This is a genomic window from Butyrivibrio sp. CB08 (assembly GCF_003625485.1).
Lineage (GTDB): Bacteria > Bacillota > Clostridia > Lachnospirales > Lachnospiraceae > Butyrivibrio.
The window spans coordinates 21,318-33,577 of record NZ_RAIR01000013.1 but is presented as its reverse complement, the minus strand read 5'-3'; the positions used below and the strand labels follow the sequence as shown (position 1 = coordinate 33,577).

Sequence of the window (12,260 nt, the reverse complement as noted above, 5' to 3'; positions counted from 1 at the left end):
TTTCTTCATATGTTTGTCTCCTAACGACATTGCTATACCAGGGCAGATGAGTGAGTAATGTATGTAACAAAACAGACAGCCTTAGGGCTCACAAAGAAGGGAGACAAACAATGAAGGTTAATTACAGCGTAACAAAGGATGAAAAGAAGAGACTGGTAAAGGCAATCGCAGGAATCACAGGACAGGAGATCGAGTACCTCGGAGTTCCGAGTTTTGCCTACATAATTGGAGGAAAGCTCGAGGTCAGCAGAGAGGGTATCCTTACAATCCCGGACGGAGAGGATTCAGACGAACTTCTCAGACAGCTTTCAGAACAGGGTTTTGAAGGCGAGCAGATGGAAGAGGTTGAGGAAGAGCCTACTGAAGAGAATGAGGAAGGAGCAGAGCTTTTGACAGAGGGAGACAAGCTTACGATAGAGGTCCCAAGGGACAGCCTAACAGAAGAGGCAATCAGCAACCTCAACAAGATAATCGAAAGCAAGGGCGAGATCATGAAGCATGCCTTTGGAGCAGATGAGCTTCCGATAGAGGTAACGGATGAGAAGGTTTCCTTCCCTTGGTTCAAGGTAGGGGATGCGGATACAACATCAGCCTACACCAAGTTCATATCAAACCTCTGCAGCATGGCGATGACCCAGAAGAGGATATCAGCCAAGGCAAAGGAAGCCGAGAGCGAGAAATTCGCATTCAGATGCTTTCTCTTAAGGCTCGGATTCATCGGGAACGAGTACAAGGAGGAGAGGCGCATCCTTCTGCAGAACCTGACTGGAAGCGCAGCTTTCCCTACACAGAAGGCAGCAGACGAATTTGCAGCCAAGCAGAAAGCAAAAAGGGAAGCTGACAGGGTTTCAGAAGAGGAGGTAGCAGAATGAGATTTCCTTCAAGAGAGACAGTCGACAGGGTGCGTAAACAGTACCCTGTCGGAACGAGGGTAGCACTTGTAAGTATGGATGATCCACAGGCACCTCCAGTTGGGACCAAGGGGACGGTCGATGGAGTAGATGATACGGGATCCCTTCTGATGTCTTGGGATAACGGCAGCGGACTCAATGTAGTCTATGGCGAGGATGTGGTAAGGAAGCTCGACCCCGTCAAGGTAACCTGCTATAGGAAGACCGATGAATATGAGGATAGGGCAGATGCCATCAGGTTTTACAGAGAGGCACAGCTTGGATGTGACCCTAACAGCCATGAGTGTGAAAGATACACAATGATCCTAGCTCAGCTCAAGGCGGGGCAGAAGGAGTGTGCAGATGAGTGAGAAGGTAAGAGAGCAGATCCTTTATATCAGGAGCACAGGCCTTACAAATATGTTCGACTTAAAGCGCGTCAGAGAGCTTGCTGTAGAATTTGATATGCCAGAACTCATAGAGTTCCTTGATGAACATCAGAAGGAATACGGAAGGTTCATCCTTTATGGCGATAAGTAAACTATACAATAATACAGACTGATCCTTGGTGGTAATGCACGTTGCTGTATGTGCAGGTATACGGGATTATGTACCTACCAAAACCAAAGGAGGTCAGGGCAATGACAAAGAGAGAAGAACAGGAATTCAAGAGGCTTTTCAAGGAAGGAACAATCGGGCTGCTCACAAAGGAACACAAGGGAGTAGCACATTATTGGGCGAAGGTTTATGACGAGCCTAGCGAATACGGCATCGATAACGGAAGGATCTCCAAGCTGATGATCAAGGTAGACGGAAAGACAACACTCGCCTACGACAGAGGTTGGGATCTGGAGCCCGATGAAAACGATGAGCTCACAATGGCAGCATTTTCGATAATCATGCATGATTACAACTAAGGAGGCGGCCATGAAAGAAGAGATCATTTTTTCCTACAACAACACAAGATGCCATGCGAAGATAGTAGAGCAGCTCCTCGGTGGGGAGCGCTACATCGGGAAGATGGACGGATATGAGATTTACCAGATTGATACCCACGGCTTTTTTGATCAGTTCGGGTTCGTGGCAATCAAAGAAAAATGAAGAAAAAGAGGAAAGGAGCGAGAGCTCTTTTTCTTGTACAGATAGATTTTGGGAGCCTCCGGGCTCTTTTTTAGTTGGAGATGATATGGATGGGAAAGCTGAAAAACTATAAACCCACACGCTTTATGGCAGAAGGTAGCCATTACGATAAGGAAGCTGCAGACTTTGCAGTAATGTTCATAGAGCAGTTATCCCACACAAAAGGACGATGGGCAGGAAAGCCGTTCATCTTGCTCCCTTGGCAGGAACAGATAATAAGGGATATTTTTGGGGTGGTTAAGGCGGATGGGAACAGACAGTTCAATACCGCTTATATAGAGATTCCCAAGAAGAATGGCAAGTCAGAACTTGCAGCTGCCGTTGCATTGTATCTTTTATACGCAGATGGAGAGGCTTCACCTGAGGTATATGGGGCAGCAGCCGATAGAGGACAGGCATCGATTGTCTTTGATGTTGCAAGGCAGATGGTAAACCAGAACAGGACTTTGTCAGCGGCTAGTAAAATCCTTGGAGCAAACAAGAGGATTACCTGTGGATTAAATAATGGATTCTATCAAGTACTTTCTGCTGAAGTCGGTACAAAACATGGCCTGAATGTTTCAGGTCTGGTGCTAGATGAGGTCCACGCACAGCCAAACCGGCGATTATATGACGTCCTCACAAAGGGCTCGGGAGACGCTAGGGAAAATCCGCTCTTTTTTTTAATTTCGACCGCGGGCACAGATAGGAACAGCATCTGCTACGAATTACATCAGAAAGCCTTAGACATCATCGAGGGCAGAAAGATAGACTCAACATTCTATCCTGTTCTTTATGGAGCAGCAGAGGATGAGGACTGGACGGATCCTGAGGTGTGGAAGAAAGCGAATCCTTCCCTTGGAGAAACGATAACGATGGAGAAGGTAAGGGATGCCTGTGAACAGGCAAAGCAGAACCCTGCTGAAGAGAATACTTTCAGACAGCTCCGTTTGAACCAATGGGTAAAGCAGTCCGTCAGATGGATGCCTATGGATAAATGGGATGCATGTGCATTCCCAGTCCTTCCTAAAGAGCTTGAAGGGCGTGTATGCTACGGAGGCTTGGATCTTAGTTCCACGACCGATCTTACGTCTTTCGTCCTGGTCTTTCCTCCGATAGACGAAGAGGATAAGTATTACATCATGCCTTTTTTCTGGGTTCCAGAGGATACATTGGACCAGAGGGTAAGAAGAGACCATGTTCCTTATGACGCATGGCAGAAGCTTGGATTCCTCCAGACAACGGAAGGAAATGTCGTGCATTACGCTTACATCGAGAAGTTCATTGAACAGCTCGGTGAAACCTACAATATACGTGAGATTGCCTTCGACCGCTGGGGAGCGACCCAGTTATCTCAAGACTTGGAAGAGATGGGATTCACGGTAGCCGCTTTCGGACAGGGGTTCAAGGACATGAGCCCTCCTTCCAAAGAGATATTCAAGCTTGTACTTGAGCAGAGGATAGCACATGGCGGTCATCCGATACTCAGATGGAACTTCGACAACATATTCATACGAACGGATCCGGCAGGAAACATCAAGCCAGACAAGGAAAAGTCCACGGAGCGTATCGATGGAGCGGTTGCAACAATCATGGCTTTAGACAGAGCAATCAGATGTGGCCTAGATTCCGGGGAGAGTGTATATGACAGCAGAGGGCTATTAGTGTTCTAAAAGAGAGTGTTTTTCTTCGATAGATTAGTGATAGAATAATCTCAGAGGTATAGATAAGCCTTTGGGCAGTTTGAAGGATTCTGGGTTATAGGGAGACGCAGTGAAAATGCTGTGATAATTTGGACTCTTATATGACTTGCAGCAAGGCACACTAACTAAGAAGGAGGTATCTGAAATGAGTAAGTACAACACTTCTAGCCATACAGTGAGCCAGAACAATCATCATTCAAATCAGGGAAATCCTAATAATTCTGCTCACACTGCTGGCATGAACAATCATAGCAATCAGTGTAATCCTAACAACTCTGCTTACGCATCAAGCAGAAAGTAAGGAGAAAACAAACTAAAAAAACATCCCGGAAAGGCATCTCTTAAGAGGTGCTTTTTTCGTGCCATAAAAAGGGAGGAGATTATGATAATCCTTTCGATAATAGGCTTTCTGTTGATCCGTGAAGCTTTGAATCAGATGGAGAATTACTGATGCAGATAGAATTCCTTATAAAACAACAACATATAGTCAGGATTGATGGGCAGAAGGTAGTGGCAGGAAGCAAGAACTATCTTGATGCTCATTTTGTTTTCTCTGAAGAATGGACTGGGATAAAGACTGCCATATTCAGAAATGGCTTCAATGTGGTTACGCAGGTCATAGATGAAAAGACAAATATCTGTAGGGTTCCATGGGAAGTTATCACTGAAGGAAAGCTTTATGTATCAACATTCTGTGGGGACCTTATCACATCGGATAGGGCTGTCGTTGAAGTGGCAGCTACAGGCTATGAGGAAGGAAAGACTCCTAGAGAGCCTTCAAAGAACGTTTACGAGCAGATAATGCAGAAGCTTGAAGCAATCCAGACGGACAAGATAGATGAAGCTGTAATCACAAAGTTTGTTGAAAACTATCTTGATGAACATCCTATTGATGGCTTTGATGAAAGCAGGGTGCAGGAACTGATTGATACATATGTCTGTGAGCATCGTGATGAATTCAAGGGAGAAAAAGGTGATACAGGAAGCCAAGGACCTCAAGGTGAAAGAGGTCCACAGGGAGAGAAAGGCGATAAGGGAGACACAGGTGTCCAAGGTCCACAGGGAGAACAAGGTCTAAAAGGAAACAAAGGGGATCAGGGGGAGATAGGTCCTCAAGGTCCCAAGGGTGATAAAGGTGATACTGGGGAGCAAGGTCCTCGTGGTTATCAAGGCCCTAAAGGAGATAAGGGCGATACTGGAGAACAGGGACCGCAAGGTGAGCCTGGAATCCAAGGACCCAAGGGAGACAAAGGAGACACTGGCCCACAAGGAAAACAAGGAGCTAAAGGTGCGAAGGGAGATACTGGAGCAACCGGTCCTCAAGGTGATGTGGGACCTCAAGGTCCTCAGGGCGATAAAGGTGATCCTGGAGAGCAAGGTCCTAAAGGAGATCCAGGTGAGCAAGGCATACAAGGGCCACAAGGCGAACCTGGGGAAAAGGGAGATACTGGACCACAGGGGAAACAAGGTGCAAAAGGAGCTGCCGGCAAAGATGGGTACACTCCTGTCCGTGGAACTGATTATTGGACTGATGAGGATGTTGCACAGATAAAGGCTTATGTTGATGAGCAGATTGGAGGAGTGTTGAATGGCTCTTACTGATTATCTGACATCTGTAGCAGATGCCATAAGAGAAAAGACAGGGACTACAGGTAAGATTCCCGCTCTGGAATTTGCTTCCATGATACTGAGTATCCCTCAACAGTCAGAAGGCGGAGGCGATGGTTCAAGGCTATGTATCGATGAAGGTGTGTATTATCCAGAAAAAAATATAAGTTTGCAGAGGACAGCGACTGTTTATGAAAAGCAGTTTATTACGATACCGCATAATCTGAAAAGAAGACCATTCTTTGTCTGCTTTACATACGACAACACGCTTGAAGGCGGTGATCCGTCAAGTCCTTTAGTGCCTAAGACAAGTGCTTATCAAAGCTGCATGGGATTGATATTAGATAGTAACCCAAATTATACATGGAGATTTTTTCAATCTGGTACAAGGATCAATGGTAATGGTTCTGCAAGTGCTACGACTGTTGATTCGAATACGAACGTCCCTATCATAAGGGCAGATGAAAATAATATTTATATCCACGGCCAATCTGGTACGACCTCGTATCTTTACAAAGGCATACCATATAGATGGTTCGCTGCATAGGAGGGAAGAATGGGATTATTTAACGGAATATTCAAATCAAGAGCACCAACAAACAGGACTGCAGGCAGTGCCTATAGCTTTTTCATGGGAACATCTGCCGCAGGGAAGAGAGTAAATGAAAGGACAGCGATGCAGACCTCCGCAGTGTATGCATGTGTGAGGGTCATTTCAGAGTCGGTAGCAAGCCTTCCACTCCATCTGTACAGATATAAGGATGGTGGTGGAAAGGAAAAGGCAATAGACCATCCGCTGTATCATCTGCTCCATGATGAACCTAACCCAGAGATGACTGCATATTCATTCTTTGAAGCTGCCCTCACGCACATGCTGCTGTGGGGGAATTTTTATGCCCAAATCATCAGGAATGGAAAAGGCGAGGTCGTTTCATTATATCCGCTGATGCCTGACAGGATGCAGGTCGACAGGGATGAGAAGGGAAAGCTCTACTATGAGTACACACTCTCATGTGATGATCCGATGAAATCAAAATCCTCATCGGTGATATTAAAGCCTGAAGATGTCCTGCATGTACCATCGCTTTCATTTGATGGTCTTATAGGTTACAGCCCGATAGCGATGGCAAAGAATGCGATAGGGCTTGGGATTGCGGCAGAAGAGTTTGGATCCAAGTTTTATGCGAACGGAGCTGCTCCGAGCGGTGTGCTTGAGCATCCGGGAACATTGAAGGACCCTTCCAAGGTAAGGGAGAGCTGGACTCAGACATTCGGTGGGTCAGCAAACTCCAATAAGATTGCGGTCTTGGAAGAAGGCATGAAGTATACGCCTATCTCCATTAACCCTTCTGAGGCACAGTTCCTTGATACGAGGAAGTTTCAGGTCACAGAAATCTGCCGTATCTTCCGCGTCCCGCCTCATATGGTAGCTGACCTTGATAAATCATCTTTCAGCAACATAGAGCAGCAGTCATTGGAGTATGTGCAGTATACGCTCCGCCCTTGGCTTACTAGGCTTGAACAAGCTATGTATAGAAGGCTGTTCACAGAGGAAGAGAAGAAGAGGTACTTCTTCAGATTCAATGTTGATGGGCTTCTTCGAGGTGATTATCAGTCGAGGATGAATGGATATGCTGTCGGAAGGCAGAATGGATGGATGAGTGCAAATGACATTAGGGAGTTAGAGGATCTAGACCGTATCCCAGAAGAGCAGGGCGGGGATTTATATCTTATAAATGGAAACATGACCAAGCTTGAGGATGCAGGTCTATTTGCTAATAAAGGAAAGGAGGAATCCGATGAAGAACAAGAAGTTCTGGAACTGGACGAGCCACAAGGTGACGGACCAGGAAGGAAACGAAAGCGTAGAGAGGGTGCTTAGTCTTAACGGAACTATTGCTGAAGAAAGCTGGTATGACGATGACGTCACGCCGGCTTTATTTCGTGATGAGCTTGATTCCGGGGAAGGCGATATCACGGTGTGGATCAATTCACCGGGTGGCGATTGCATAGCGGCAGCACAGATTTTCAACATGCTTTCTGAGTATAAGGGAAAGGTCACAGTGAAGGTTGATGGCATAGCTGCTTCTGCAGCATCGGTCATCGCTATGGCAGGGGATAAGGTCTATATGTCTCCCGTTTCAATGATGATGATCCACAATCCTGCGACTATAGCTTTCGGTGACCATGCAGAGATGCAGAAGGCAATCGATATGCTTGAGCAGGTCAAGGAAAGCATCATCAATGCATATGCCCAGAAGACAGGGCAGTCAAGGGCAAAGCTCTCACATCTTATGGATGCTGAGACATGGATGGATGCAAACAAAGCTGTTGAGCTTGGTTTTGCAGATGAGATCCTGACTAGGAATGTCTCTGATGAAGAGCATCCGTCAGTATCCATGATGTTTTCAAGAAAGGCTGTGGATAATGCCCTCATGAATAAGGTCTCAGCCAAGTTTGAGAAGGAACATAAGCCTGTTGCACAGCAGGCAAAGATACCTGTGCAGGAAACAGATACTGGACGTTCGGTAGCAGAGATTACCGAGCGTCTTTCTATTATCAAAAACTTTATTTAACGGAGGATAAGGATATGAGATTACAGCAGCTTATTGACCAGAGAGCTAAGGTTTGGGAGCAGGCTAAGGCTTTCGTAGACACACATCAGCAGGAGAACGGTACTCTTTCAGCAGAGGATACCGCTGCTTACGAGAAGATGGAAAAAGAGATCACTGACCTCACAGCGGCTATCGACCGTGAGAGAAGAGCAGAGGAGAGGGAGGCAGAGCTTAATAAGCCTGTGAACACTCCTCTTACTGCAAAGCCCGGCAAGGGCAATGTTACCGAGGAAGTTAAGACAGGACGTGCTTCTGATGAGTACAGACGTGACATGCTCACAGCACTCCGCACAAACTTCCGTCAGGTATCTAATGTTCTTCAGGAAGGCGTAGACGCAGACGGCGGCTACCTTGTTCCTGAGGAGTACGACAAGAGAATCATCGATGTCCTCACAGAAGAGAACATCTTCAGAGGGCTTGCCACAACAATCACAACTTCAGGAGAGCACAAGATCAACATCGCAGCTACAAAGCCTGCTGCAGCTTGGATCGATGAGGGAGAACAGCTCACTTTCGGTGATGCCACATTCGACCAGAAGATCCTTGATGCACACAAGCTCCATGTAGCTATCAAGGTCACAGAGGAACTCCTCTATGACAACGCTTTCGGTCTTGAGAACTACATCATCACACAGTTCGGCAAGGCTCTCGGAAATGCTGAAGAGGATGCGTTCCTCAATGGCGATGGTACCGGAAAGCCTACTGGTATCTTTAATGCCACAAAGGGCGGTCAGGTATTCGGAACTACAGCCACACAGGATAAGGTCACAGCAGATGAGCTTATCGGTCTTATCTATGGACTTAAGCGTCCTTACAGAAAGAACGCTGCCTTCATCCTTAATGACAAGACCATTGCTCAGATCAGGACTCTCAAGGATAACAATGGTGCTTACCTCTGGCAGCCTTCCTACCAGGCAGGTGAGCCTGATAAGATCCTCGGCTATTCACTCCATACTTCAGCATACGCTCCAACAAATGCTGTAGCATTCGGTGACTATAGCTTCTATAACATCGGAGACCGTGGAACAAGATCCATCTCAATCCTCAAGGAGCTGTTCGCTGGAAACGGCATGGTAGGCTTCGTTGCCAAGGAGAGAGTCGATGGAAAGCTTGTACTTCCTGAGGCAGTACAGATCCTCAAGATCAAGGCTAAGGCCTGAGGCTAGTTTTAGAGCCGCTTCGTAAGGGGCGGCTCTTCATTTGAAAGGTGGGAGACATGCTCGTATCCGTAGAAGAAGCAAAGAAATACCTACGTGTTGATTATGATGAAGAAGATCAGCTCATAGAATCCCTGATAAAAGGAGCAATGGAGATTGTCTCCGCTGTTTCTAGGCTCGATGTGGAAGCAGTTAATGAATCCGAGAATGAAGCCATAAGGACAGCGGTTCTTTATTCCACGGCATATCTTTATGAGCACCGGGAGGAAGCTGACCACCATGAGCTCACGCTTTCTTTAAGGGCACTTCTTTCAGGGAACAGGAAGGTGGATTTCTGATGAATATAGCACTTATGAACGAACGGATAGTGATACAGAAAAATGAAGTCACAGTGGACGGAATAGGGAACCATACAAACACATGGGCAGATTATTATTCATGCCATGCGACAGTGAGTGGTTCATCAGAAAGTGCTCAGAAGGAATCCGCAGGACAGACAGTTGATGACAGCATCGTTTCTTTTACTGTGCGCTTCTGCATAAAGGTGGCAGGTGTTGATGTTACAGGGTTTAGGGTCATATTCCATGATGAGATATATGACATTATGGCGGTCGACCCTATGAACTACAAGAAAAAGTGCATGAAGCTCAGATGCAGGAAAGTGAGGAGATGATATGGCAACAGTAAGGATTGATGACCTTGCTGATGAAGTCATGAAAGGTCTGAAGGAATACGCCCAGCTTGCTACAGATGACCTTAAAGAAGCTGTGAAGCATGCAGGCGATACCACAAAGGATGAGATTGAAAAGACTGCTCCCAAGAGGACCGGGAAGTACAGGAAATCCTGGGCAGTAAAGAAAACGAAGGAAACTTCGGATTCCATACAGGTCGTAGTCCACTCCAAAGACAGGTATCGGCTGACCCATCTTCTTGAAAATGGTCATGCAAAGAGAGGCGGTGGAAGGGTAGCTGCAAGGCCTCACATCGCTCCTGCTGAAAAGAAGGGCGAGGATCAGTTGATAAGTGAGGTCGAGAGGAAACTCAGATGATGAAGTATGACAAGATAGTAGAAATGATAGAAGAAACAGGAATTCCATTTGCCTATGACCATTTTGCAGAGGGTGAGTCTCCGGATCCGCCTTTCTGCATTTTTCTTATTCCTGGAAGTGATAACTTCCATGCTGATGATGTTGTCTATGAAAAACTAAGCAGGCTCGTCCTAGAACTCTATACGGATTTGAAGACTCCTGAATTGGAGGAGAGGGTCGAGGACGTGTTAACAAGGCATGAGATTGTGTGGACAAGGTCTGAAGTGTGGATAGATTCAGAAAGATTATATGAAGTGCGGTATGAAATGACCGTGTGAAGGAGGTTAACATGAAGAATGCAAATAAGGTGAAGTTCGGTTTGAAGAACTGCCACTATGCCAAGGCCACATTCGCTACAGATGGAAGTGTGACTTATGCAAAGCCTGTACCTATTCCTGGCGCAGTAAGCCTTTCGCTTGATGCAGAGGGTGAGAGTGATTCATTCTATGCAGACGATGGTGTTTATTATGCTATCGCAGCAAATAATGGCTACAAGGGAGACCTTGAGATTGCCATCATCCCGGAGTCTTTCTCAACAGACATCATGCATGAGGAAGAGGATGCCAATGGTGTGTTTGTGGAGAATAAGGATGTAGAGCCAGAGCATTTCGCTCTGCTTTTCGAGTTCTCGGGTGATCAGAGAAAGATCCGTCACTGCCTGTATAACTGCACAGCATCAAGAAGTGGTATCGCAAGCGGAACTACAGAGAACAGCAAAGAGCCTAAGACAGATAAGCTCTCTGTTGTTGCCACATCAATCAATGGTGGTTATGTAAAGGCAAAGACAGGAACCAATACTACTGATGCGACTTATGAAGGCTGGTTCGGAAACGTCTATATGCCTACAGCAAAGTCATCAGGCACTGGCGGTAAGTCATGAGGAGGGATGAGTAATGGCAGTAACTAAAGTCATTAAGATAGATGATAAGGATGTGACATTCAGAGCAAGTGCAGCGACTCCGAGAATCTATCGTAATCTTTTTGGAAGGGATATCTTCAAGGACCTTTCAAAGCTTGAGAAGGACATCGATAAGAATGGTGAGGATGATCTGGACATGTTTTCATTGGAGATGTTCGAGAATCTCGCCTATGTTTTTGCAAAGCAGGGTGAGCCTGATAAGAAGTTCAGCTCTCCCGATGAATGGCTCGACCAGTTCTCAACTTTTTCCATTTATGAAATACTTCCGGAACTGATATCGCTCTGGGGGATGAACATTCAGCAGCAGGAAGAATCTAAAAAAAACTTCCAGCAACTGACAGAGAAATGACAACTGCATTATTCCTACTTCGATGTGTACAGGTCGGGATTTCCATAAGGGATCTCGACCTTATCACTATCGGAACAGTGAATGATATGTATGTTGAGAGCAGTAATGATAACTGTGAGTATGACGTTCTGGCCACACAGGACGATTTTGACTCTTTCTGATACCTCTTTTAACGACAATGTACCCATGATAGAATCAAGAAGAAGTATTGATTAAAAGGGGAAATTATTATGGACATCAGTGAAGACCTAAAAGCACAATTAGAATTACAGCCATACCTTAAGCATTTTAAGATTCAATATGATTTACTGAGAAAAAGGTATGAACGATTAAAGGAAATAGATAATCCTTTAGATGACAATCTTGATATTGGTACATATTTTGATATGGTAATTGTTCAGCTTAGGGCTATTTTTATAGAGAGCCCTAGCCTAAAGAATAACTATACTCTTCAAAATGTAATGAGAAAGATTGGAAAAGATGATTATGCAGATGCGCTAGATGATATTTTGAGCAGGGAATTTATACCAGACGTTTCTGATATGACAATACGAACGGCTATAAAGCTTTTAGCAGATAAGTTTATCTGTCATTATGATGTATCTGAGGGAATAAACAGTGATAATTGGGGAGAGGCAGCATATATAGAATCATTTTTGAGAAATCCTTATGTTACAGTCAATCTTCAAACCATCATGGCTGAAATCACAGAGATTGTGGATAAAGGACTCCAAGAGTATTATGAACAAGAATTAAATAAATAATATGATTTACAAAGCACTTACCTGTCAAAGGGTAGGTGCTTTTTCATA

The 12,260-nt window shown here is 45.4% G+C and carries 19 protein-coding genes and 1 pseudogene; all 20 read left to right on the top strand.

Annotated features, from left to right (window positions below; all coding sequences use genetic code 11):
* Positions 1 to 110 precede the first annotated feature (110 nt).
* On the top strand, positions 111 to 872 hold the full coding sequence (locus D6855_RS15945; RefSeq protein ID WP_199712472.1) for a virulence protein: 762 nt from the start codon (positions 111 to 113) through the stop codon (positions 870 to 872).
* Positions 869 to 1,084 (top strand): annotated as a pseudogene (locus D6855_RS17115) (DUF4314 domain-containing protein); the annotation flags it as partial. The gene D6855_RS15945 and the pseudogene D6855_RS17115, both read left to right, overlap by 4 nt.
* Positions 1,085 to 1,253: 169 nt before the next feature.
* On the top strand, positions 1,254 to 1,430 hold the full coding sequence (locus D6855_RS15935) for a DUF5049 domain-containing protein (RefSeq protein WP_120742905.1): 177 nt from the start codon (positions 1,254 to 1,256) through the stop codon (positions 1,428 to 1,430).
* Between the two features lie 101 nt (positions 1,431 to 1,531).
* Entirely contained in the window at positions 1,532 to 1,807 is a 276-nt protein-coding gene (locus D6855_RS15930) for a DUF7678 domain-containing protein (RefSeq protein WP_120742903.1), read from the top strand.
* A 10-nt stretch (positions 1,808 to 1,817) separates the two neighbouring features.
* On the top strand, positions 1,818 to 1,991 hold the full coding sequence (locus D6855_RS16865; RefSeq protein ID WP_199712471.1) for a hypothetical protein: 174 nt from the start codon (positions 1,818 to 1,820) through the stop codon (positions 1,989 to 1,991).
* An 89-nt stretch (positions 1,992 to 2,080) separates the two neighbouring features.
* Positions 2,081 to 3,682 carry a terminase large subunit gene (locus D6855_RS15925; RefSeq protein WP_120742901.1) on the top strand — a complete coding sequence of 534 codons (1,602 nt, stop codon included), beginning with the start codon at positions 2,081 to 2,083 and terminating at the stop codon, positions 3,680 to 3,682.
* A gap of 175 nt (positions 3,683 to 3,857) precedes the next feature.
* On the top strand, positions 3,858 to 4,013 hold the full coding sequence (locus tag D6855_RS16860; RefSeq protein ID WP_199712470.1) for a hypothetical protein: 156 nt from the start codon (positions 3,858 to 3,860) through the stop codon (positions 4,011 to 4,013).
* A gap of 149 nt (positions 4,014 to 4,162) precedes the next feature.
* Positions 4,163 to 5,314, top strand: a complete 1,152-nt coding sequence (locus D6855_RS17045) for a hypothetical protein (RefSeq protein WP_120742899.1) — start codon at positions 4,163 to 4,165, stop codon at positions 5,312 to 5,314.
* On the top strand, positions 5,301 to 5,867 hold the full coding sequence (locus tag D6855_RS15915; RefSeq protein WP_120742897.1) for a hypothetical protein: 567 nt from the start codon (positions 5,301 to 5,303) through the stop codon (positions 5,865 to 5,867). The genes D6855_RS17045 and D6855_RS15915 overlap by 14 nt, the downstream gene beginning before the upstream one ends.
* Before the next feature lie 9 nt (positions 5,868 to 5,876).
* Positions 5,877 to 7,202 (top strand): phage portal protein, encoded by a 1,326-nt coding sequence (locus tag D6855_RS15910; protein WP_120742895.1) that lies wholly within the window; start codon positions 5,877 to 5,879, stop codon positions 7,200 to 7,202.
* Entirely contained in the window at positions 7,120 to 7,896 is a 777-nt protein-coding gene (locus tag D6855_RS15905) for a head maturation protease, ClpP-related (RefSeq protein ID WP_120742893.1), read from the top strand. The genes D6855_RS15910 and D6855_RS15905 overlap by 83 nt, the downstream gene beginning before the upstream one ends.
* 14 nt (positions 7,897 to 7,910) lie before the next feature.
* Entirely contained in the window at positions 7,911 to 9,095 is a 1,185-nt protein-coding gene (locus tag D6855_RS15900; protein WP_120742891.1) for a phage major capsid protein, read from the top strand.
* Between the two features lie 56 nt (positions 9,096 to 9,151).
* Positions 9,152 to 9,430: a head-tail connector protein gene (locus D6855_RS15895; RefSeq protein WP_120742889.1), complete on the top strand. Its 279-nt coding sequence runs from the start codon at positions 9,152 to 9,154 to the stop codon at positions 9,428 to 9,430.
* Entirely contained in the window at positions 9,430 to 9,765 is a 336-nt protein-coding gene (locus D6855_RS15890) for a phage head closure protein (RefSeq protein ID WP_120742887.1), read from the top strand. Before D6855_RS15895 ends, D6855_RS15890 begins: the two co-directional genes overlap by 1 nt.
* Position 9,766: 1 nt before the next feature.
* Positions 9,767 to 10,141 carry an HK97 gp10 family phage protein gene (locus tag D6855_RS15885; RefSeq protein WP_120742885.1) on the top strand — a complete coding sequence of 125 codons (375 nt, stop codon included), beginning with the start codon at positions 9,767 to 9,769 and terminating at the stop codon, positions 10,139 to 10,141.
* On the top strand, positions 10,141 to 10,458 hold the full coding sequence (locus D6855_RS15880; RefSeq protein ID WP_120742953.1) for a hypothetical protein: 318 nt from the start codon (positions 10,141 to 10,143) through the stop codon (positions 10,456 to 10,458). Before D6855_RS15885 ends, D6855_RS15880 begins: the two co-directional genes overlap by 1 nt.
* Positions 10,459 to 10,469: 11 nt before the next feature.
* Positions 10,470 to 11,060 carry a major tail protein gene (locus D6855_RS15875; protein WP_120742883.1) on the top strand — a complete coding sequence of 197 codons (591 nt, stop codon included), beginning with the start codon at positions 10,470 to 10,472 and terminating at the stop codon, positions 11,058 to 11,060.
* Positions 11,061 to 11,073: 13 nt separating this feature from the next.
* Positions 11,074 to 11,448 carry a hypothetical protein gene (locus D6855_RS15870; RefSeq protein WP_120742881.1) on the top strand — a complete coding sequence of 125 codons (375 nt, stop codon included), beginning with the start codon at positions 11,074 to 11,076 and terminating at the stop codon, positions 11,446 to 11,448.
* Complete coding sequence (locus tag D6855_RS16855) at positions 11,445 to 11,609, top strand: hypothetical protein (RefSeq protein WP_199712469.1); 165 nt, start codon at positions 11,445 to 11,447, stop codon at positions 11,607 to 11,609. The genes D6855_RS15870 and D6855_RS16855 overlap by 4 nt, the downstream gene beginning before the upstream one ends.
* A gap of 69 nt (positions 11,610 to 11,678) precedes the next feature.
* Entirely contained in the window at positions 11,679 to 12,212 is a 534-nt protein-coding gene (locus tag D6855_RS15865) for a hypothetical protein (RefSeq protein WP_120742879.1), read from the top strand.
* Positions 12,213 to 12,260 lie beyond the last annotated feature (48 nt).

Excerpts from the sequence above, each read along its gene's own strand:
- D6855_RS15945 (WP_199712472.1), top strand. The coding sequence starts at position 111 with ATGAAGGTTAATTACAGCGTAACAAAGGATGAAAAGAAGAGACTGGTA.
- D6855_RS15935 (WP_120742905.1), top strand. The coding sequence starts at position 1,254 with ATGAGTGAGAAGGTAAGAGAGCAGATCCTTTATATCAGGAGCACAGGC.
- D6855_RS15930 (WP_120742903.1), top strand. The coding sequence starts at position 1,532 with ATGACAAAGAGAGAAGAACAGGAATTCAAGAGGCTTTTCAAGGAAGGA.
- D6855_RS16865 (WP_199712471.1), top strand. The coding sequence starts at position 1,818 with ATGAAAGAAGAGATCATTTTTTCCTACAACAACACAAGATGCCATGCG.
- D6855_RS15925 (WP_120742901.1), top strand. The coding sequence starts at position 2,081 with ATGGGAAAGCTGAAAAACTATAAACCCACACGCTTTATGGCAGAAGGT.
- D6855_RS16860 (WP_199712470.1), top strand. The coding sequence starts at position 3,858 with ATGAGTAAGTACAACACTTCTAGCCATACAGTGAGCCAGAACAATCAT.
- D6855_RS17045 (WP_120742899.1), top strand. The coding sequence starts at position 4,163 with ATGCAGATAGAATTCCTTATAAAACAACAACATATAGTCAGGATTGAT.
- D6855_RS15915 (WP_120742897.1), top strand. The coding sequence starts at position 5,301 with ATGGCTCTTACTGATTATCTGACATCTGTAGCAGATGCCATAAGAGAA.
- D6855_RS15910 (WP_120742895.1), top strand. The coding sequence starts at position 5,877 with ATGGGATTATTTAACGGAATATTCAAATCAAGAGCACCAACAAACAGG.
- D6855_RS15905 (WP_120742893.1), top strand. The coding sequence starts at position 7,120 with ATGAAGAACAAGAAGTTCTGGAACTGGACGAGCCACAAGGTGACGGAC.
- D6855_RS15900 (WP_120742891.1), top strand. The coding sequence starts at position 7,911 with ATGAGATTACAGCAGCTTATTGACCAGAGAGCTAAGGTTTGGGAGCAG.
- D6855_RS15895 (WP_120742889.1), top strand. The coding sequence starts at position 9,152 with ATGCTCGTATCCGTAGAAGAAGCAAAGAAATACCTACGTGTTGATTAT.
- D6855_RS15890 (WP_120742887.1), top strand. The coding sequence starts at position 9,430 with ATGAATATAGCACTTATGAACGAACGGATAGTGATACAGAAAAATGAA.
- D6855_RS15885 (WP_120742885.1), top strand. The coding sequence starts at position 9,767 with ATGGCAACAGTAAGGATTGATGACCTTGCTGATGAAGTCATGAAAGGT.
- D6855_RS15880 (WP_120742953.1), top strand. The coding sequence starts at position 10,141 with ATGAAGTATGACAAGATAGTAGAAATGATAGAAGAAACAGGAATTCCA.
- D6855_RS15875 (WP_120742883.1), top strand. The coding sequence starts at position 10,470 with ATGAAGAATGCAAATAAGGTGAAGTTCGGTTTGAAGAACTGCCACTAT.
- D6855_RS15870 (WP_120742881.1), top strand. The coding sequence starts at position 11,074 with ATGGCAGTAACTAAAGTCATTAAGATAGATGATAAGGATGTGACATTC.
- D6855_RS16855 (WP_199712469.1), top strand. The coding sequence starts at position 11,445 with ATGACAACTGCATTATTCCTACTTCGATGTGTACAGGTCGGGATTTCC.
- D6855_RS15865 (WP_120742879.1), top strand. The coding sequence starts at position 11,679 with ATGGACATCAGTGAAGACCTAAAAGCACAATTAGAATTACAGCCATAC.